This window comes from Klebsiella sp. F11 (assembly GCF_056712265.1).
On the sequence record NZ_CM160060.1, the window covers coordinates 3,728,354 to 3,748,353 of the forward strand.

Annotated in this window: 16 protein-coding genes; 8 read left to right on the forward strand and 8 right to left on the reverse strand. The window is 55.6% G+C overall.

The window, feature by feature from the left end:
- Positions 1–21 precede the first annotated feature (21 nt).
- The 7 genes from AC1M2H_RS18535 to AC1M2H_RS18565 all read right to left on the reverse strand — a co-directional run bounded on the left by AC1M2H_RS18535 (position 22) and on the right by AC1M2H_RS18565 (position 9,070).
- Complete coding sequence (locus tag AC1M2H_RS18535) at positions 22–2,286, reverse strand: ComEC family protein (protein ID WP_480148526.1); 2,265 nt, start codon at positions 2,284–2,286, stop codon at positions 22–24.
- Between the two features lie 209 nt (positions 2,287–2,495).
- On the reverse strand, positions 2,496–2,783 hold the full coding sequence (gene ihfB / locus AC1M2H_RS18540) for an integration host factor subunit beta (protein ID WP_004100704.1): 288 nt from the start codon (positions 2,781–2,783) through the stop codon (positions 2,496–2,498).
- 151 nt (positions 2,784–2,934) lie between these two features.
- Positions 2,935–4,608, reverse strand: a complete 1,674-nt coding sequence (gene rpsA / locus AC1M2H_RS18545) for a 30S ribosomal protein S1 (RefSeq protein ID WP_010429251.1) — start codon at positions 4,606–4,608, stop codon at positions 2,935–2,937.
- 135 nt (positions 4,609–4,743) lie between these two features.
- The gene (gene cmk / locus AC1M2H_RS18550; protein ID WP_480148527.1) at positions 4,744–5,427 is read right to left on the reverse strand and encodes a (d)CMP kinase; all 684 of its coding nucleotides are present in this window, start codon (positions 5,425–5,427) and stop codon (positions 4,744–4,746) included.
- 193 nt (positions 5,428–5,620) lie between these two features.
- Positions 5,621–6,904, reverse strand: coding sequence for a 3-phosphoshikimate 1-carboxyvinyltransferase (gene aroA, locus AC1M2H_RS18555; RefSeq protein WP_480148528.1), 1,284 nt, complete (start codon positions 6,902–6,904; stop codon positions 5,621–5,623).
- A gap of 72 nt (positions 6,905–6,976) precedes the next feature.
- The gene (serC, locus tag AC1M2H_RS18560; protein ID WP_480148529.1) at positions 6,977–8,065 is read right to left on the reverse strand and encodes a 3-phosphoserine/phosphohydroxythreonine transaminase; all 1,089 of its coding nucleotides are present in this window, start codon (positions 8,063–8,065) and stop codon (positions 6,977–6,979) included.
- 312 nt (positions 8,066–8,377) lie between these two features.
- Entirely contained in the window at positions 8,378–9,070 is a 693-nt protein-coding gene (locus AC1M2H_RS18565) for a DUF421 domain-containing protein (RefSeq protein WP_480148530.1), read from the reverse strand.
- A gap of 138 nt (positions 9,071–9,208) precedes the next feature.
- On the opposite strand from AC1M2H_RS18565, the gene ycaO reads away from it, so the two are divergent.
- From ycaO to pflA, 4 genes are all read left to right on the forward strand, one after another.
- Complete coding sequence (gene ycaO, locus AC1M2H_RS18570) at positions 9,209–10,966, forward strand: 30S ribosomal protein S12 methylthiotransferase accessory factor YcaO (RefSeq protein ID WP_480148531.1); 1,758 nt, start codon at positions 9,209–9,211, stop codon at positions 10,964–10,966.
- A 383-nt stretch (positions 10,967–11,349) separates the two neighbouring features.
- Entirely contained in the window at positions 11,350–12,207 is an 858-nt protein-coding gene (gene focA, locus AC1M2H_RS18575) for a formate transporter FocA (protein ID WP_426815287.1), read from the forward strand.
- Between the two features lie 51 nt (positions 12,208–12,258).
- Positions 12,259–14,541, forward strand: a complete 2,283-nt coding sequence (gene pflB, locus AC1M2H_RS18580; RefSeq protein WP_480148532.1) for a formate C-acetyltransferase — start codon at positions 12,259–12,261, stop codon at positions 14,539–14,541.
- A 352-nt stretch (positions 14,542–14,893) separates the two neighbouring features.
- On the forward strand, positions 14,894–15,634 hold the full coding sequence (gene pflA / locus AC1M2H_RS18585) for a pyruvate formate lyase 1-activating protein (RefSeq protein WP_480148533.1): 741 nt from the start codon (positions 14,894–14,896) through the stop codon (positions 15,632–15,634).
- A gap of 91 nt (positions 15,635–15,725) precedes the next feature.
- Here pflA and AC1M2H_RS18590 read toward each other — a convergent pair whose 3' ends face one another.
- Positions 15,726–16,574, reverse strand: coding sequence for a MurR/RpiR family transcriptional regulator (locus AC1M2H_RS18590; RefSeq protein ID WP_480148534.1), 849 nt, complete (start codon positions 16,572–16,574; stop codon positions 15,726–15,728).
- 122 nt (positions 16,575–16,696) lie between these two features.
- Here AC1M2H_RS18590 and AC1M2H_RS18595 point away from each other — a divergent pair, with 122 nt between their 5' ends.
- From AC1M2H_RS18595 to AC1M2H_RS18610, 4 genes are read left to right on the forward strand one after another with little or no spacing between them, the layout of a single operon-like run.
- The gene (locus AC1M2H_RS18595; RefSeq protein ID WP_015584798.1) at positions 16,697–16,972 is read left to right on the forward strand and encodes a PTS sugar transporter subunit IIB; all 276 of its coding nucleotides are present in this window, start codon (positions 16,697–16,699) and stop codon (positions 16,970–16,972) included.
- A 17-nt stretch (positions 16,973–16,989) separates the two neighbouring features.
- The gene (locus AC1M2H_RS18600; protein WP_480148535.1) at positions 16,990–18,255 is read left to right on the forward strand and encodes a PTS ascorbate transporter subunit IIC; all 1,266 of its coding nucleotides are present in this window, start codon (positions 16,990–16,992) and stop codon (positions 18,253–18,255) included.
- Between the two features lie 12 nt (positions 18,256–18,267).
- Positions 18,268–19,065, forward strand: a complete 798-nt coding sequence (locus AC1M2H_RS18605; protein ID WP_480148536.1) for a transketolase — start codon at positions 18,268–18,270, stop codon at positions 19,063–19,065.
- The gene (locus tag AC1M2H_RS18610; protein ID WP_480148537.1) at positions 19,065–19,976 is read left to right on the forward strand and encodes a transketolase family protein; all 912 of its coding nucleotides are present in this window, start codon (positions 19,065–19,067) and stop codon (positions 19,974–19,976) included. Before AC1M2H_RS18605 ends, AC1M2H_RS18610 begins: the two co-directional genes overlap by 1 nt.
- Positions 19,977–20,000 lie beyond the last annotated feature (24 nt).

A 20,000-nucleotide genomic window follows, 5' to 3' on the forward strand; every position in this document is an offset into this window, starting at 1 on the left:
ATGTTGAAATAGCCGCATATTCTACCCGTTATCCTCGGTCTCGCCAAACCACTGATGGTACCAACGAGGTAAAAGTTGATCTCGTAAGCTAAGGATTTGCCAGCCGTCTGCGGAAAAAATAGCCGTAATTTGCCCCTGATGGGGCGTGTCGAACCAGCGGTACCCCTGCTGTCGGTAGCGCTGGACAACCTTATCCGAGGGCATACGCCATGCATTATAGCGGGATACCGACGCCAGCGCCGCCTCGCCGCCGGTGCGCTGCAGCAGCGCAACGGTCGAAGAGGTATTGCTACCATGATGTGGAACCTGGATAAGCGTAGACGCCAGATGCTGCCAGTAGCGGCTCAGCATTGCCTGCTCTGCTTCCGCTTCGATATCGCCGGTAAGCAAAATACTGCGCTGGCCGTCATCAATGCGCACCACGCAGGAGCGATTATTGCCGATCGCCGTCGCTCCCGGCAGCGGCCAAAGCACGCGAAAGGTTAAGCCACGCCACTGCCAGCTCTCTCCCCTGCGGCATGCCTGATGCCCCGCCCATCCCAGGGGGCTGCGTATCCAGGCCGCGGGCCAAACTTCGCGTATCGAATTCAGGCCGCCGCGGTGGTCAAGATGCTCATGGCTCAAAATAATCCCTTCTACCCGCAGATGATGCCAGCGCAGCCAGGGGATGATGATCTGCTGGCCGCTGTCGCCCTCGGGCCAGGCCAGACCAGTATCATAGAGGATTACCGTCCCCTGCCGTTCAATGACCATCGCCAGCCCCTGTCCGACGTCCAGCATCGTTACCCGCCACTCCTCCTTCACCACCGGTCGCCAGAAGGGCCAGCTCAGCAGCACCATACTGCAAAAGCACAGCGCCGGAAGCGAGCGCCAGGCGTGAAAGCGCCAGACAATTAGCAGCAGCCAGGGCAGCGCGCTGACGCCCGTCCAACGAGAATCCAGCGGCAGCCAGCCCTGCGGCAGCGCGCGCAGGAACCAGAACAACGCGGCCAGCAGGCGATCGGCCGATAGCCATAGCGCCATCTCAACCGCCGCCGGCCCGCAAAGGTGCAGCAGCATCGCCGCCAGAATAAGCGGCACGATGGCAAAGGTGACCAGCGGCACGGCAACAAGGTTCGCCAGCCACGAGGTCAGGCTGATACCGTGAAAGATAACAATCTGCATCGGCAACAGCAGCAGCATCAGCCCAAACTGCAGGTGGCTTAACCCCAGCAGCTGGCGCAGCAGCCAGCCCCGGGAGGTCGCGGGCAGCGGCGCCAGCTGGTACCAAAAAATGAGCGTCGCCACGGCAAATACCGACAGCCACAGGCTATCGGATAACACGGCCAGCGGATCGGCAAACAGAATGGCGCCCACGCAGCATATCCCTATCTGCCATGACGACCAGCGCCTGCCGGATAGCCGCAGCCCGCAGCCGACGGCGAGTGCTACGCAGGTCCGCAGCGCGGGTGGCTGCATGCCGGTAAGCCAGGCATAGTACAGCGCGCAGGCCAGGCCAATCAGCAGCGGCAGCTGCCAGACAATCCAGCGGCAGGGGAAAAAGAACTGCGCGCCGCGGGTCAGCAGCCCACCCAGTATGGCGCCCAGTGCAATATGTAAACCGGAGATGGCCATCAGATGGGAGGTCCCCGTTTGCTGCATCAGGAGCTTGATCTCCTTCGGCACCACCAGTCGCTCCCCCATCCCTAATCCTAATATCACCAACCGCCACGGCAGCGCATCGAGGGTACGGGTCAACGAGCTCAGATAGACCGCGCGTCGGCTGCAGCGCAGGTCGAGGGGCTCTGCGGAGGTGAAGCGCCCGGTCACGGGACGAGACTGCGCCAGGGCAAAACGCTGGCTGTCAAAACCACCATCGTTAAGCTGGCCGTGTACCGGCCGGATATGGACCGTCATCCTCCAGCGCTGCCCTGCGCACGGCGGTTCGGGAAGAGGCTGGCCATAAAGCGCGATCCCCGGCGCCGGAAATAGCCGCCGCCCGTCCACCCGGATGATATTTCCCTGATGGCGAGTCCCCTCGTCCGTCGCCGTCAGCTCAACCTCGACTCGCCGCGGACTACCGGGTAAGGCGTACGTAGGCCAGAGAACCTGATGGGCGCTCAGCACGCCCCAGAGGAAAAAAAGCAGAATCAGCGCCACGAAACGTAGGGGCCGCCAGCGCAATAGCGACGCGGCAAGCGCCGGCCCCATAAGCCACCAGACCGTAGACAGCCCAGGCAGTCGCGCTAACAGCAGCAGCGGCAGGATCCCGACAATCGCACAACCAGCAAGCTGGGGTAAACGCATGCCAACCTCCCTGTTTCAGGGAAGTATCGCGCCGCGACGGCAGGCCGTCAGCCAGCAATGCGGCGGCGTGGATGCCGGCTTCCACAGAGTTCGGTTCGTTGCAGTAAGGCAGACGATCGTTTGCGAGGCGAGCTGGATTGCGGGCATAAAAAAAGCACCCTCAGGTGCTTTTTTTATCTTCGGAGTACGTTAACGCCGTTCAGCGGAACTTACTCTTCGTAAATATTGGCGCGGTCGCGTAATTCTTTCCCGGGCTTAAAGTGCGGAACGTACTTGCCTTCCAGTTCGACTTTATCGCCAGTTTTCGGGTTACGCCCGGTGCGAGGTGCTCGGTAATGCAGAGAGAAGCTGCCGAAACCGCGGATTTCAATGCGCTCACCTTGAGCAAGCGTTGAGGCCATATGCTCCAGCATTTCTTTAACAGCATCTTCAACCGCTTTCGCAGGAATGTGAGATTGCTGGCTGGCAAGTCTTTCTATCAATTCTGACTTGGTCATTTTTCCTCCGGTTTCCTTCAAGGCCAAATTAGCTAACAGCGTTAAACAAGGGCGGCCGTAGCCGCCCTTTGTGCTTGATTACAGGACGAATCCTGCAATCTGTCAAGTAAACTCGTCGTAATTCAGGTTGTTGTAACCTGAAAGACTAAGATTACTCGCCTTTAGCTGCTTTGAAAGCTTCAGCCATTGCGTTGTTAGAGAAGTTTGCGTCTTCCTGTTTGTTAACAGTTGCGATTGCATCTTTCTCATCAGCTTCGTCTTTCGCGCGAACAGACAGGCTGATTGCGCGGTTTTTACGATCAACGCCGGTGAATTTAGCTTCAACGTCATCGCCAACGCTCAGAACCAGAGTCGCATCTTCAACGCGGTCACGGGATGCTTCAGAAGCACGCAGGTAACCTTCAACGCCGTCAGCCAGTTCTACGGTTGCGCCTTTCGCGTCAACTGCAGTGACTTTACCGTTTACGATTGCGCCTTTCTTGTTCAGTGCAACCCAGTTGTTGAACGGATCTTCTGCGAGCTGCTTAACGCCCAGAGAGATACGCTCACGTTCTGCGTCAACCTGCAGAACAACTGCTGCGATTTCGTCGCCTTTTTTGTATTCACGTACTGCTTCTTCGCCTGCAACGTTCCAGGAGATGTCAGACAGGTGAACCAGGCCATCGATGCCGCCGTCCAGGCCGATGAAGATACCGAAGTCAGTGATAGACTTGATTTTACCTTCAACACGGTCACCCTTGTTGTGGGTTTCCGCGAACTGCTGCCATGGGTTGTTTTTGCACTGCTTCAGGCCGAGGGAGATACGACGACGTTCTTCGTCGATATCCAGAACCATAACTTCCACTACGTCGCCAACGTTAACAACTTTGGACGGGTGGATGTTTTTGTTGGTCCAATCCATTTCGGAAACGTGAACCAGGCCTTCAACGCCTTCTTCGATTTCAACGAAGCAGCCGTAGTCGGTCAGGTTGGTCACGCGACCGGTCAGTTTGGTACCTTCCGGATAACGCTTAGCGATAGCTACCCACGGATCTTCGCCCAGCTGTTTCAGGCCCAGAGATACACGGGTACGCTCGCGGTCGAACTTCAGCACTTTAACAGTGATTTCGTCGCCAACATTTACGATTTCGCTCGGATGCTTAACGCGTTTCCACGCCATGTCGGTGATGTGCAGCAGGCCATCGACGCCGCCCAGATCAACGAATGCGCCGTAGTCAGTGAGGTTCTTAACGATACCTTTGACTTCCATGCCTTCCTGCAGGTTTTCCAGCAGCTGATCGCGTTCTGCGCTGTTCTCGGATTCGATAACGGCACGACGAGAAACAACAACGTTGTTACGCTTCTGGTCAAGCTTGATGACTTTGAACTCAAGCTCTTTGCCTTCCAGGTGCAGCGTGTCGCGAACCGGACGAACGTCAACCAGGGAGCCCGGCAGGAACGCGCGAATACCATTCAGCTCAACAGTGAAGCCACCTTTAACTTTGCCGTTGATAACACCGACTACAGTTTCAGCTTCTTCGTAAGCTTTTTCCAGCGTGATCCAAGCTTCGTGACGTTTAGCTTTTTCACGGGACAGCAGGGTTTCACCGAAGCCGTCTTCTACTGCATCCAGAGCAACGTCAACTTCGTCACCGACCTGGATTTCCAGCTCGCCCTGGGCGTTTTTGAACTGCTCTGCCGGAATGGCGGACTCAGATTTCAGACCGGCGTCAACCAGTACGACATCTTTGTCGATAGCAACAACAACACCACGAACGATGGAACCCGGACGGGTTTCGATTGTTTTTAAGGATTCTTCAAATAGTTGAGCAAAAGATTCAGTCATGTTTAATCTTCAGGTTTCATATTTAACGTCCACCTGGCTCCGTGCCGGATGGGGTTGTTTAACATACCCGCTAACACTCCGTTGCTGCGGGGGTACTGCTATAATTCGGAGGCCGCTGCGCTTTGCCGATAACGGTTAAGCGACTGCCAATTTTTCGCGCGCATATTGTAGCGCTTTTTCAATTACTTGCTCAATGTTTAGTTCAGTAGAATCGAGAACTAAAGCATCGGCAGCCGGGACCAGCGGCGCCACGCTGCGATTACGATCGCGGTCGTCACGCTCTTTTATCTCGGCTAAAAGGCGGTCAAAGTTAACACTAAAGCCCTTTTCCTGCAACTGCAGCATGCGCCGATGCGCACGTTCCTGCGCGGACGCATCAAGGAAAATTTTCACCGGCGCATCGGGGAATACCACGGTGCCCATATCTCGCCCGTCGGCAATCAGGCCCGGCAGTTCGCGAAACGCGCGCTGCCGGCGCAGCAGGGCTTCACGCACCCGGGGAAAAGCCGCGGCTTTCGAGGCGGTATTCGCCACTTCCTGCGTGCGGATCGCCGCGCTGACGTCCTCACCTTCCAGGATAACTTCGAGGCTACCGTCGGTGGAAATAAAGCGCACGTCCAGATGCGCGGCCAGCGGCACCAGGGCTTCTTCAGATTCAACATCCACATGATGATGCAGCGCTGCCAGCGCCAGAACGCGATAGATAGCGCCGGAATCCAGCAAATGCCAGCCCAGAGCTTCCGCCATCGCCTTGCACAACGTTCCCTTACCCGCACCGCCAGGGCCATCAATGGTGATTACCGGAATAGCTGCCGTCATCTTTTTCTCCTTCAGCAAGGCGCATAGAATATAAACGCCGCGCATTATACGCATCTATACGACGGAAAGTGAGCACTGGATGCAAAATACGGACGACCGGAAATGAAATGCAGAATAATTGCGCAATTATAGCGGGCTGACGGAATATCAGCCCGCAGATGACAAAGCTTTACGTTGGCGCAACCGCAGGCGCTTACGCCTGAGTGCTAATCCGCGCCAGCTGCTCGAAGTAGTCAGGGAAGGTTTTCGCCGTGCACTTCGGGTCGAGGATCGTCACCGGCGTGTCGGACAGCGCCACCAGCGAGAAGCACATCGCCATGCGGTGATCGTTATAGGTACCAATCTCAGCAAACTGCAGCTTGCGCGGCGGCGTAATGCGGATGTAATCCTCGCCCTCTTCCACTTCGGCGCCGACTTTACGCAGCTCGGTGGCCATCGCAAACAGACGGTCGGTCTCTTTTACCCGCCAGTTATAAATATTGCGCAGCGTGGTGGTGCCTGTGGCGAACAGCGCCGCGGTGGCGATAGTCATGGCCGCATCCGGGATATGGTTCATATCCATATCGATGGCGTTCAGCTCGCCGCGGGTGCAGGCAATATAGTCATCGCCCCAGCTCACGGTAGCGCCCATTTTTTCCAGCACGTCGGCAAAGCGAATATCGCCCTGCACGCTGTTACGGCCGATGCCGGTCACCTTCACCGTACCGCCCTTAATGGCGCCCGCCGCGAGGAAGTAGGACGCCGAAGAGGCATCGCCCTCAACCAGGTAGTCGCCCGGGGAGAGATACTGCTGGTTGCCGCGGACGACAAAACGCTGATAAGACTGGTTTTCAACGTTAACGCCGAAGGTCTTCATCAGGTGCAGCGTAATATCAATATAGGGTTTGGAAACCAGATCGCCTTTAATGGTGATAACGGTATCCTGCGGCGCCAGCGGCGCAGCCATCAGCAGAGCGGTAAGGAACTGGCTGGAAACGCTGCCGTCAACCTCAACTCTGCCGCCGGCGAAGCCGCCGCGCAGGCGCAGAGGCGGGTAGTTCTCCTGCTCCAGATACTCAATTTGCGCGCCCCCCTGACGTAGCGCATCAACCAGGTGACCAATCGGACGCTCTTTCATCCGCGGTTCGCCGGTCAGCACAATATCGTTGCTTCCGAGGCACAGGGCTGCCGCCAGCGGACGCATTGCGGTCCCGGCGTTGCCAAGGAACAGCTCCAGCGCGCTATTGGCCCGCAGCGGGCCGCCGTTGCCGGTCACTTCGCAGCGGGTACGATCGGAGGACAGGGTGTAATGAACTCCCAGGGCGCTCAGAGCATTCAGCATGTGGCGTACATCGTCGCTATCCAGCAGGTTGGTCAGCACCGTGGTGCCACGGGCTAATGCCGCCAGCAGCAAAGCGCGGTTAGAGACACTTTTAGACCCGGGCAGGTTCACGGTGCCATCCACACGCGCGATGGGTTGTAACGTCAGGGATTCCATCAAACTCAACTCTCAAAAAAACGGAATAAAAACCCCGCAGACCGGCTGCGGGGATGAAAAGCACAACGATGATTAGCCGTGACGACGTTCAAAGTCCTGCATAAAGTCGGTCAGCGCCTTCACGCCAGCCAGCGGCATTGCGTTGTAGATAGAGGCGCGCATGCCGCCCACGACGCGGTGTCCCTTCAGCGAATGCAGGCCGGCGGCGAAGGACTCTTCGAGGAACAGCTTGTCCAGCGCGCTGTCGGCCAGCTGGAACGGGACGTTCATGCGCGAGCGGTTGGCCGCCGCCACGTCGTTACGATAGAAGCTGCTGCCGTCGATGGCGCCGTAGAGCAGATCGGCTTTCTGTTGATTGATTTTATCCATTGCCGCCACGCCGCCCTGCTCTTTCAGCCATTTGAAGACCAGGCCAGAGAGGTACCAGGCAAAGGTCGGCGGCGTGTTGAACATGGAATCGTTGGCATCAAGCACGGAGTAATCGAGGATTGACGGGCAGGCGACGCTCGCTTTGCCCAGCAGATCTTCGCGAACGATCACCAGCGTCAGCCCCGCCGGGCCGATGTTTTTCTGCGCGCCGGCGTAGATAACGCCAAAGCGGCTGACATCGATCGGCGCAGACAAAATAGTCGAGGAGAAATCGGCGGCAACAACGACGTCATCGCCGAAGTTCGGCGTTTCATCAATGGCGATGCCGTCGATGGTTTCATTCGGGCAATAGTGCAGGTAGGCCGCGCCCGGCGTCAGCTGCCATTCGCTCATCGGGCGAACGGCCCGCAGGCCATCAACGGTGACTTTGGCGTCAATGGTATTTGGCGTACAGTATTTTTTCGCTTCTTTAATGGCGCTTGCCGCCCAGTAGCCGGCGTCAACGTAGTCCGCGGTGGTTTTGTCGCCGAGCAGGTTCAGCGGTACGCCGGCGAACTGGCCGCGGCCGCCGCCGTGGCAGAATAAAACTTTGTAGTTGGAGGGGATGTTGAGCAGATCGCGAAAATCCTGCTCCGCCGCCTCGGCCACCTGGATAAACTCCTTACCACGATGGCTGATCTCCATGACCGACGTTCCCAGCCCCTGCCAGTCGCAAAGCTCCTGCTGAGCCAGTTTGAGAACTTCCGCCGGCAGCATTGCCGGGCCCGAACTAAAGTTATAGACCTGAGCCATTTCCCCTCACCACGTTGCTATAGTTATTTGCCCGCGAACCATCGCGCGCATAAGTTATTCCGGTATCTGAACCCCGATCGTTCGAGCTGCGGGCGGACGACCAGCGGATTAATCCGCTGGGGCCTGCTGAAGTATGCGGGCGGATTGAATGAATGCAGCCAGCGCGCATGCAGCCTGAAGTATGACGGGAACATCGGTTTTATCATTCAGCGACACGCATCGCAATGCCTAAAACTTATGAGCGGAAAAATATGATCGGCTTCACACAAAAGAATTCACTCCCCCTTCGTAACAAAACCGACAAAAAGGCTGTCAGGTAACGCGTTTAGCTCTGCTAACCCTCGCCCATTCTGGATTTTGACAGCGCGGACATAATTGCTTTTGCCCGGCCTGCAGCGCAATCACCTGGCTACAGCGCACGCAGGCATATTCGCCGCTCTCAGGGATGGTCACAAAACGCTCGTAGCAGCCGTCCGGCAGAATACATAAACCCGGCTTCACCTCTTCATCAGCGTAATAGTACATACTGATTTGGCCGTTCGTTTCCATTATCGCCAGCCGCACCTGGCCGAGCTGCTCCACGCTGTAGAGACGCAGCTCCATAAAAAACTCGAACTCGGTCATGTTGGCGCTGCGGACTTTCTCCCACGCCAGTTCGCCCTCCTCGACGATGATCACCGGCTTCCCTTCCAGCAGGTTTTCCAGCTTCTCGCTTTTGGACATCAGCCACATCACCAGGCGGTACAGCAGCGCCAGAGTGACAAAAACGACAAATACCGGGATCAGCGGCACGTCGTCATAAAAGGCGACGTCCCCGGCCGCGGAGCCGAGCGTCAAAATGATCAGCACTTCAAAGAGCGACATCTGGCGGACGCCGCGCCGGCCGGTAATTTTAAGGAACAGGAAAACCAGCAGGAAGGTATAGAGGCTGCGCAGCGCGACTTCCCCTAAAAACTCCGGCGGAACTTTATCAAACGCCATGCGATGAAGATCGAACGCTTTCATTTTTTAATGCCTTAACAGTATGTTACTGCCTGTAAGCATAGCCCAGGCTTTTATTTTCGCCGGGACCCTCGCGAAGATAGCGCCTGACACGCAAACCCCGTATCATTGCGCGCTTTACGTACGAAAAAAGTGACCGCTATGACTCAAACGTTTATCCCCGGCAAAGACGCCGCCCTGGAAGATTCCATCGCCCGCTTCCAGCAGAAATTGCTCGACCTCGGATTTGATATTGAAGAGGCCTCGTGGCTGAATCCGGTACCGCACGTGTGGTCAGTTCATATCCGCGATAAAGCCTGTTCGCTGTGCTTCACCAACGGCAAAGGCGCGACCAAAAAAGCGGCGCTGGCCTCCGCGCTGGGCGAATACTTCGAACGCCTGTCGACCAACTATTTCTTCGCCGATTTCTGGTTAGGCGAAACCATCGCCAACGGGCCGTTTGTTCACTATCCAAACGAAAAATGGTTCCCGCTGACCGAAGACGAAGTGCCGGAAGGGCTGCTCGATCCTCGCCTGCGCGCCTTCTACGATCCTGACGATCAGCTGACCGCCAGCATGCTGGTCGATCTGCAGTCCGGTAATGACGATCGCGGCGTTTGTGGCCTGCCGTTCACCCGCCAGTCCGACGGCGAAACGGTCTATATTCCGATGAATATCGTCGGCAACCTGTACGTCTCTAACGGGATGTCCGCGGGCAATACCGCTAACGAAGCGCGCGTTCAAGGGCTGTCGGAAGTCTTCGAGCGCCATATCAAGAACCGCATCATTGCGGAAAGCATCAGCCTGCCGGAAATCCCTGCCGAGGTGATGGCCCGCTATCCGGGCGTGGTGGAGTCGATTAATAAGCTGGAAGCGGAAGGTTTCCCGATTTTTGCCTACGACGGCTCGCTGGGCGGCAAGTATCCGGTGATCTGCGTGGTGCTGTTTAACCCGGAAAACGGAACCTGCTTCGCCTCCTTCGGCGCGCATCCTGACTTCGGCGTCGCGCTGGAACGCACCGTCACCGAGCTGCTGCAGGGCCGCAGCCTGAAGGATCTCGACGTCTTCACGCCGCCCACCTTCGATGACGAAGAAGTGGCCGAACACGCCAACCTTGAAACCCACTTTATCGACTCCAGCGGCCTGATCTCCTGGGATATGTTCAAACAGGATGCCGACTATCCGTTCGTCGACTGGAACTTCTCCGGTACCACGGAAGAGGAGTTCGCCACCCTGATGGCCATCTTTAAACAAGAAGATAAAGAGGTCTACATCGCCGATTACGAGCACCTGAGCGTCTATGCCTGCCGGATCATCGTCCCGGGGATGTCGGATATCTATCCGGCAGAAGACCTGTGGCTGGCGAACAACAGCATGGGCAGCCATCTGCGCGAAACGCTCCTCTCTCTGCCGGGCAGCGAATGGGAGAAAGAGGACTATCTGGCGCTGATTGAGCAGCTGGATGATGAAGGTAATGACGACTTTACCCGCGTTCGCGAGCTGCTGGGCCTGGCAACCGGCAAAGACAACGGCTGGTATACGCTGCGTATTGGCGAACTGAAAGCGATGTTGGCGCTGGCCGGCGGCGATCTGGAGCAGGCGCTGATCTGGACGGAGTGGACCATTGAGTTCAATGCGTCAATCTTCAGCGCCGAGCGCGCGAACTACTACCGCTGCCTGCAAACGCTGCTGCTGCTGAGCCAGGAAGAAGAACGTCAGCCGCTGCAGTATCTGAACGCCTTTGTCCGCATGTACGGCGTAGACGCGGTGGAAGCCGCCAGCGCTGCGCTAAGCGGCGAAGCGCCGTTCTACGGCCTGCAGGCGGTAGATAGCGATCTGCGCGCGTTCCCGGCCCATCAGTCCTTACTGGCAGCCTACGAGAAGCTGCAGCGCGCTAAGGCGGCCTACTGGGCGAAATAGCCCTCAGCGCCGTCGGAAGTGCCCCATCACGGAGTCGTTTACGGCTCCGTTTTTTTATATTTAATTCACGGGGACAATAACTTGTAGTTGCAAAGTTAATTTACGGTGAAAATTGATCGCACAGCACTTTGGAGATGTTAATTTTAATAAAAATACCCCATTTTAATTAACCGTTACCCTGGCCTCAAAATGAAAAAAATCAACATAATTTGTAAATATTAAAATTTATTTTTTCATTGAAAAACATATAGTTATCATTAATTACCCCAAAAACCATACGCTAAACGGGCTTATAGTTCCGGTGGGATATGATCTACATCAATTTCCCTTCTATAATGCTTTGTTAGTATCTCACCGCCGACTTATATAAAGAGAGAGTTAGTGTGAAAGCTGACAACCCTTTTGATCTTTTACTCCCCGCAGCGATGGCGAAAGTCGCCGAAGAAGCGGGTGTCTATAAAGCGACAAAGCACCCGATGAAGACCTTTTATCTGGCGATTACCGCTGGCGTCTTTATCTCCATTGCTTTTGTCTTCTACATCACCGCGACGACCGGTACTGCCGCGATGCCTTTCGGTATTGCCAAGTTTATCGGCGGGATCTGCTTTTCATTGGGCTTGATTCTGTGCGTCATCTGCGGTGCTGACCTGTTTACCTCCACCGTGCTTATCGTCGTGGCGAAAGCCAGCGGACGAATTACCTGGGGTCAACTGGCGCGAAACTGGCTCAACGTCTATGTTGGTAACCTGATAGGCGCACTGCTGTTCGTCTTACTGATGTGGCTGTCGGGTGAATATATGACCGCCAACGGCGGCTGGGGGCTCAACGTCCTGCAAACCGCTGACCATAAAATGCATCATACTTTTATTGAAGCCGTCAGCCTGGGTATCCTGGCGAACCTGATGGTCTGCCTCGCGGTGTGGATGAGCTACTCCGGCCGCAGCCTGATGGACAAAGCAATGATTATGGTTCTCCCCGTAGCCATGTTTGTTGCCAGCGGCTTCGAGCACAGTATCGCTAACATGTTTATGATCCCGATGGGTATCGTAATCCGCGACTTTGCAAGCCCGGAATTCTGGACCGCCGTTGGTTCAACTCCGGAAAGTTTCTCTCACCTGACCATCATGAACTTCATCACTGATAACCTGATTCCGGTAACTATCGGGAACATTATCGGCGGTGGTCTGCTGGTTGGGTTGACATACTGGGTCATTTACCTGCGTGGCGACGACCATCACTAAGGGTTGTTTCAGGCAGTAAATAAAAAATCCACTTAAGAAGGTAGGTGTTACATGTCCGAGCTTAATGAAAAGTTAGCCACAGCCTGGGAAGGTTTTGCGAAAGGTGACTGGCAGAACGAAGTCAACGTCCGTGACTTTATCCAGAAAAACTACACCCCGTACGAAGGTGACGAGTCCTTCCTGGCTGGCGCAACTGACGCGACCACCAAGCTGTGGGACAACGTAATGGAAGGCGTTAAACAGGAAAACCGCACTCACGCGCCTGTTGATTTCGATACTTCCCTTGCATCCACCATTACTTCTCACGACGCAGGCTACATCGAGAAAGCGCTCGAGAAAATCGTTGGTCTGCAGACTGAAGCTCCGCTGAAACGTGCGATCATCCCGTTCGGCGGCATTAAAATGGTTGAAGGTTCTTGCAAAGCGTACGATCGCGAGCTGGACCCGATGCTGAAAAAAATCTTCACCGAGTACCGTAAAACTCACAACCAGGGCGTGTTTGACGTTTACACCAAAGACATCCTGAACTGCCGTAAATCCGGCGTGCTGACCGGTCTGCCGGACGCCTACGGCCGCGGTCGTATCATCGGTGACTACCGCCGCGTTGCGCTGTACGGCATCGACTTCCTGATGAAAGACAAATACGCTCAGTTCCTGTCTCTGCAGGAACGTCTGGAAAACGGCGAAGATCTGGAAGCGACCATCCGTCTGCGCGAAGAGATCTCCGAGCAGCACCGCGCGCTGGGTCAGATCAAAGAGATGGCGGATAAATACGGCTGCGATATCTCTGCTCCGGCACAAACCGCGCAGGAAGCTATCCAGTGGACCTACTTCGGTTACCTGGCCGCCGTTAAATCTCAGAACGGCGCGGCAATGTCCTTCGGTCGTACCTCCAGCTTCCTGGATATCTTCATCGAACGTGACCTGAAAGCCGGTAAAATCACCGAGCAGGACGCACAGGAAATGATTGACCACCTGGTCATGAAGCTACGTATGGTTCGCTTCCTGCGTACTCCTGAGTATGATGAACTGTTCTCCGGTGACCCGATTTGGGCAACTGAATCCATCGGCGGTATGGGCGTTGACGGCCGTACCCTGGTCACTAAAAACAGCTTCCGCTTCCTGAACACCCTGTACACCATGGGGCCGTCTCCGGAGCCGAACATCACCATTCTGTGGTCTGAAAAACTGCCGCTGAGCTTCAAAAAATACGCGGCTAAAGTCTCCATCGATACCTCTTCTCTGCAGTACGAGAATGACGATCTGATGCGTCCGGACTTCAACAACGATGACTACGCTATCGCCTGCTGCGTAAGCCCGATGGTTGTTGGTAAGCAAATGCAGTTCTTCGGCGCTCGCGCTAACCTCGCGAAAACCATGCTGTACGCGATCAACGGCGGCGTTGATGAAAAACTGAAAATGCAGGTTGGTCCTAAAGCTGAACCGATCAAAGGCGACGTTCTGAACTTTGATGAAGTTATGGATCGCATGGATCACTTCATGGACTGGCTGGCTAAACAGTACGTCACCGCGCTGAACATCATCCACTACATGCACGATAAGTACAGCTACGAAGCCTCTCTGATGGCGCTGCACGACCGTGACGTGGTTCGCACCATGGCATGCGGTATCGCCGGCCTGTCCGTTGCCGCTGACTCCCTGTCCGCGATCAAATATGCGAAAGTTAAACCGATTCGTGACGAAAACGGCCTGGCCGTTGACTTCGCAATCGAAGGCAAATACCCGCAGTTTGGTAACAACGACTCTCGCGTAGATGACATGGCCGTTGACCTGGTTGAACGTTTCATGAAGAAAATTCAGAAACTGCACACCTACCGCAACGCTATCCCGACGCAGTCCGTTCTGACCATCACTTCTAACGTTGTGTATGGTAAGAAAACCGGTAACACCCCGGACGGTCGTCGCGCTGGCGCGCCGTTCGGACCAGGCGCTAACCCGATGCACGGTCGTGACCAGAAAGGCGCCGTCGCCTCTCTGACCTCCGTTGCAAAACTGCCGTTTGCTTACGCTAAAGATGGTATCTCTTACACCTTCTCTATCGTTCCTAACGCTCTGGGTAAAGACGACGAAGTTCGTAAGACTAACCTGGCCGGCCTGATGGACGGTTACTTCCACCACGAAGCTTCTATCGAAGGCGGTCAGCACCTGAACGTCAACGTTATGAACCGTGAAATGCTGCTCGACGCGATGGAAAACCCGGAAAAATATCCGCAGCTGACCATCCGCGTATCCGGCTACGCAGTACGTTTTAACTCCCTGACTAAAGAGCAGCAGCAGGACGTTATCACTCGTACCTTCACTCAGACCATGTAATGGGTTTGACTGAAATCGCGATATAAAAAGCGTACAATAAAGGCTCCACGCAAGTGGGGCCTTTTTAACAATACTTCCCTGCCCTCCAGTCTCTTTTGTCCGCTATCTATACTGAATGGATAACCGCCAAAACAGACTTAGAGCCTATCCCATTAGGCGTAATTGTCGCAGCCAGTTTGCACACGGGCAGCGCGCAGCAACCGGAGCGTATACGGAGTACGTGAGGATTGTGAGCACTGCCCAGGTTCAAAATGGCAAGTAAAATAGCCTAATGGGACTGGCTCTTAAACACAGCCGGTTTGAGCTGTGCATCACAGGTCCCGGACGGACCGAATCTGGAGATATCACCGCAATGTCAACTATTGGTCGCATTCACTCCTTTGAATCCTGTGGCACCGTCGATGGCCCTGGGATCCGCTTCATCACCTTCTTCCAGGGCTGCCTGATGCGCTGCCTGTACTGCCATAACCGCGATACCTGGGATACCCACGGCGGCACGGAAGTGACCGTCGAAAGCCTGATGAAAGAGGTCGTCACTTACCGTCACTTTATGAACGCCTCCGGCGGCGGGGTGACCGCATCCGGCGGTGAGGCTATCCTGCAGGCTGAATTCGTACGCGACTGGTTCCGCGCCTGCCACAAGGAGGGCATCCATACCTGCCTCGACACCAACGGCTTTGTTCGCCGCTACGATCCGGTGATTGACGAGCTGCTTGAGGTCACCGACCTGGTGATGCTCGACCTTAAGCAGATGAACGACGAAATCCACCAAAATCTGGTCGGCGTCTCTAACCACCGCACGCTGGAGTTTTGCCGCTATCTGGCGAACAAAAATATTAACGTCTGGATCCGCTACGTGGTGGTTCCCGGCTGGTCAGATGATGATGATTCCGCGCATCGCCTCGGCGAGTTTACCCGCGATATGGGCAACGTCGAAAAAATCGAACTGCTGCCGTATCACGAGCTGGGCAAACATAAATGGGTGGCGATGAGCGAAGAGTACAAGCTGGACGGCGTGCATCCGCCGAAGAAAGAGACCATGGAGCGCGTCAAGGGTATTCTCGAGCAGTATGGCCACAAAGTGATGTACTAAACCGACGGGCGGCAGCCGCCCGGTTGAGCAGCATTTTCCCCGGATAGCGCCGCAGCACGCATTATCCGGGCGGAAAGCGCTTCAGCAAGCATCAGGACATAAAGTATTGCGACAGCTTATTCGCCACGCTTTCAATCGAGAAAATGCGTTTCTGATGCGCTTTACGATACTCCGCATAGCGCTCATCCTGATCCTCCAGCGCGCGCAGCATCCGATCGGCAACCATCATCGCTCCGGCAATTTCAGCAAATCCTGATTCACCTTCCCCCTGTAAAGCCACCGCGGCCTGCAGGTTCCAGTCCGATAAACGAGCCAGCGGCGTAAACGTGCCGCGGGTCAGCGACAATATTTTCACCCCCTGCTGCTTCGCCAGCGTCAAGGCCTGCATCATATCCGCCGAGGCCTGTTCGGTATGCACGACGATAATTCCCGTCTTTTGCCGCTCGGTTGATATCGGGATCGCCGCCGGATAGGAGCGATCGACGAAGCTGGCAACCTTGCCCATGTTGATTAAATTCATTTGCAGAAACAGGGCAACGGGCACCGCCGTACCCACCGCATAAATGGCAATGTTATTCAGCGTATTCAGCCACACCGCTGCGCTTTGCAGCTCCTGAGCATCGATAATGGTATTGCTATCGCGAATGCTCGCCAGCACCGGCGCAATATCGTCGTCATCGCCAGTTTCCGAGCGCGCGGCCCCCTGCTCCACCGCCAGCGCCGTTCTGAAATCGGAAAAACCTTTAAACCCAAACGCCCGGCAAAAACGGGTGATGCTACCCTCGCTGGTATCAACAGAGTCGGCCAGCTCGGAAATTGTGTGACGCATCACAAAATCAGGATTTTCCGCAATAAAGCGGCCCACCTTCTCCAGTATCGGGCTGAGTTCTGAAGATCCGTTTCGTATGTTTATCAACAGGTTGTTGTCTATCTGGCTCATTTTTTGCCTTTCTTGCTCAAAATGCAAACACAGTCACATCTTTCGCCCTACGCTAAAGATAATAATTATTATCTCACACAAACAAATAAAAATAATTATTTTTACAAACAGGAGAACATCTCATGAAAGGTCTCATCGTCTGTCGCACCGGTATGGGCAGTTCCTTAATGCTCAAAATCAAAGCACAAAAAATCATCGATAAACACGGCTGGGATATCGAACTGGAGCACGACGTTCTCTCCGGTTTACGAACCTGGCGAGATATTGATTTCGTGATCACGATGCGCGATCTCACCGAGGAAGTCGAAGCTGCCGGATTTAACGCTATCGGTATCACCGACCTGATGAACAGTGAAGAGATGGAATCAGCGCTTATCCGCGTAATCCAGCACAACTAACCTCTCCCGGAGGCAATATGGATTTCCTCAGATTTATTGTATTCGACATTCTGGGCGTCACCCCACTTTTAGTTGGTTTTATCGCATTAATTGGCTTATTGATCCAACGAAAGCCGATTGAAAAAGTGCTCTCCGGAACGTTCAAAACCATCGTCGGCTTTCTGGTTTTTGCCGGCGGGGCCGGACTGGCCGTGACCTCTCTCGGCAATTTTCAGACATTATTCAGCGATGGCTTTGGTCTGAAAGGCGTTATGCCGCTGGCGGAAGCGCTGACCGGCCTGGCGCAAACTAAATTCGCGATGTGCGTCTCGCTGATTATGGTGATTGGTTTTGGCTGGAACCTGTTCTTTGCCCGCGTCACTCCCTTCAAATACATCTTTCTCACCGGACAGCATAATCTCTATCTCTCGGCCCTGCTGACCGTCACCCTGAAGGCGCTCGGCTATAGCGACATGACCACCATTATTGTCGGCTCAATCCTGCTGGGGCTGGCCGCCTGTCTGTACCCGGCGATTGCCCAGCCGTGGATGAGAAAAATCACCGGTAATGATGAAATTGCGATGGGGCACTACGTGACGCTGGCCTACGCGGCGTCCGGATGGATCGGTTCAAAGGTGGGCGATCCTAAGCAGTCGACCGAAAAACTAAACCTGCCAGGCTGGCTGGGGATCTTTAAAGATTACATCGTCTCCGTGTCGATCTCGGTCAGTATTTTCTATTACATTGCGGCGTTCGCCGCCGGGAAAGCGGCGGTCACGGCGGCGGCTGGCGGCATGCACTGGCTGGTTTACCCTCTGTTCCAGTCGCTCACCTTCACCGCGTCTTTGTACATCATCATTACCGGGGTTCGCCTGCTGCTGTCAGAAATTGTCCCGGCCTTCCTCGGCATTTCGGAGAAATTCATTCCCAACGCTAAACCCGCCCTCGACTGCCCGGTCGTTTTCCCGTATGCGCCAACCGCCACGGTACTGGGATTTATCTCTTCATTTGTTGGCGGGCTGGCGGTGATGGGCTTTCTCGCGCTCCTCGGGCAAACCGTCATCATTCCGGTGGCCATCCCCTACTTCTTTATCGGCGCCACCGCGGCGGTATTTGGCAATGCCTCGGGCGGCTGGAAAGGGGCCATCGCCGGGAGCTTCGTCACCGGGATCCTTATCGGCATCGGCCCCGCGCTGATCTACCCCATCATGGAGTCCGTCGGCCTGTCGGGAACCAGCTTCCCGGAAACCGACTTTGTCGCCCTGGGCCTGGTTGTGTACTACATCGGCAAAATGCTGCCATAAGAAGGAAACAACATGAACATTGATGAACTGAAGTCCCATGCGCTCGCCGCTCGCCGCGATATCGTCACGATGATTTATGAGTCCGGTATTGGCCACCCGGGCGGCGCCTTATCGATAATCGATATTCTCACCTGGATCTATTATCAGGAGGTTGACCTGGCGGCCTCGCCCCGCGCACGCGTCGTCATGAGCAAGGGGCACGCCGTTGCCGCGCAGTACGCCATGCTTTACCAAAAAGGTAAAATCGATCGCAGCGAGTTCAATACCTTCCGCCAGATCAATTCGCGCCTGCAGGGACACCCCAGCATAAAATCGCTGCCGGATGTCGACGCGACGACCGGTTTGCTCGGCCAGGGACTATCGGTCGCCTTCGGTATGGCGGCCGCTAAAAAGCGCCGCGGCGAGCCTCATCGGGTATTTGCCATCATCGGCGATGGCGAAATGCACGAAGGGCAAATCTGGGAAACCCTACAGCAGGCCGGGCATATGAAAATGGATAATCTGGTCGCGATTATCGATTACAACGGCTTCTCTTCCCACGATCCGGTTAATGAAGTGGTTAATCTCGAGCCGCTGGCGGATAAGATCCGCAGCTTTGGCTGGCACGTGCTGGAGCTGCACAACGGTAATGATATGCACCAGGTGGCCGACACCCTGATGCTCTCCCGCCATCTGAAAGGCAAGCCGGTAGCCATCGTCGCCCATACCACCAAGGGCTCCGGCGTCAGCTATATGGAAAATAACGGCGACTGGCACTCGAAAACCCCGACCACAGAACAATACCAGCAGGCAATGGAGGAGTTACAGTGATGAAAGCACCGCGTGATGAGATCGGTAATGCACTGATTGCCCTGAAAGAAAAAGGTTACCCCATCGTCGCTATCGATAGTGACTTAGCCAGTTCAACCCGCACCGACCAGTTTCAGGCGCGCTACCCGGAGGCCTTCTTCGAAATGGGGATTGCGGAAGGTTCAGCGATGAGTTTTGCCGTGGGTCAGGCGCTTGAGGGCTATATCCCCTTCTATGTCAATTTTGCGATGTTTGTAACGGGGACCGCATGGACCCAGCTGCGGCAGGCCTGCTACGCCAAAGCCAACGTCAAGCTGGTGGGTAGCCATCCGGGAATGGATGACGGGCCGGACGGCGCCTCGCACCATGCGCTGGAGGATCTTGCCCTGACCCGCGTGCTGCCGGGCCTGACGATCCTGACGCCGGCCGATGCCGAAGAAATAGCCGACGCCTTTGAGCAGGCGGCAAAAATTAAAGGCCCGGTTTATATCCGCGTGGCGCGTGAACCGATGCCGGTGCGCGATAAGAGCGTGATACCCCGGGTTACCGATATCGCGGCCATCGCCAGCAGCGGCAACGATTTCGCCATTCTCTTTGAGGGCACGGTGCTGGAGCAGGCCAGCGAAGGCTATGAAAAGCTGGTTGCCAGCGGCAAAAAAGGCAAGCTCATCCACGTAGCGACGCTCAAACCGTTTAATCAGCAGGCGTTTTATGCGCTGGTAGAAGAGTGCCCGCTAATCGCCACGCTGGAGAATCACACGGTAAACGGCGGCCTTGGCGGTCAGGTCGCCGAAGCGATGGCCCAGGCGGCCCATCCGGCGCGCCTGACGCGCCTGGGAACGCAGGATACCTTCACCGAGTCGGGCAACAGCCGGCAGCTCAAGGCAAAATACGGCATCTCCGGCGAGGCGCTATATAACGCGCTTCGCTGACCGCCGCACGAGCCGGTCGCCCAC

Excerpts from the sequence above, each read along its gene's own strand:
- pflA (WP_480148533.1), top strand. The coding sequence starts at position 14,894 with ATGTCAACTATTGGTCGCATTCACTCCTTTGAATCCTGTGGCACCGTC.
- rpsA (WP_010429251.1), bottom strand. The coding sequence starts at position 4,608 with ATGACTGAATCTTTTGCTCAACTATTTGAAGAATCCTTAAAAACAATC.
- AC1M2H_RS18590 (WP_480148534.1), bottom strand. The coding sequence starts at position 16,574 with ATGAGCCAGATAGACAACAACCTGTTGATAAACATACGAAACGGATCT.
- AC1M2H_RS18565 (WP_480148530.1), bottom strand. The coding sequence starts at position 9,070 with ATGAAAGCGTTCGATCTTCATCGCATGGCGTTTGATAAAGTTCCGCCG.
- ycaO (WP_480148531.1), top strand. The coding sequence starts at position 9,209 with ATGACTCAAACGTTTATCCCCGGCAAAGACGCCGCCCTGGAAGATTCC.
- cmk (WP_480148527.1), bottom strand. The coding sequence starts at position 5,427 with ATGACGGCAGCTATTCCGGTAATCACCATTGATGGCCCTGGCGGTGCG.
- aroA (WP_480148528.1), bottom strand. The coding sequence starts at position 6,904 with ATGGAATCCCTGACGTTACAACCCATCGCGCGTGTGGATGGCACCGTG.
- AC1M2H_RS18610 (WP_480148537.1), top strand. The coding sequence starts at position 19,065 with ATGAAAGCACCGCGTGATGAGATCGGTAATGCACTGATTGCCCTGAAA.
- AC1M2H_RS18535 (WP_480148526.1), bottom strand. The coding sequence starts at position 2,286 with ATGCGTTTACCCCAGCTTGCTGGTTGTGCGATTGTCGGGATCCTGCCG.
- pflB (WP_480148532.1), top strand. The coding sequence starts at position 12,259 with ATGTCCGAGCTTAATGAAAAGTTAGCCACAGCCTGGGAAGGTTTTGCG.
- serC (WP_480148529.1), bottom strand. The coding sequence starts at position 8,065 with ATGGCTCAGGTCTATAACTTTAGTTCGGGCCCGGCAATGCTGCCGGCG.
- AC1M2H_RS18595 (WP_015584798.1), top strand. The coding sequence starts at position 16,697 with ATGAAAGGTCTCATCGTCTGTCGCACCGGTATGGGCAGTTCCTTAATG.
- ihfB (WP_004100704.1), bottom strand. The coding sequence starts at position 2,783 with ATGACCAAGTCAGAATTGATAGAAAGACTTGCCAGCCAGCAATCTCAC.
- AC1M2H_RS18605 (WP_480148536.1), top strand. The coding sequence starts at position 18,268 with ATGAACATTGATGAACTGAAGTCCCATGCGCTCGCCGCTCGCCGCGAT.
- AC1M2H_RS18600 (WP_480148535.1), top strand. The coding sequence starts at position 16,990 with ATGGATTTCCTCAGATTTATTGTATTCGACATTCTGGGCGTCACCCCA.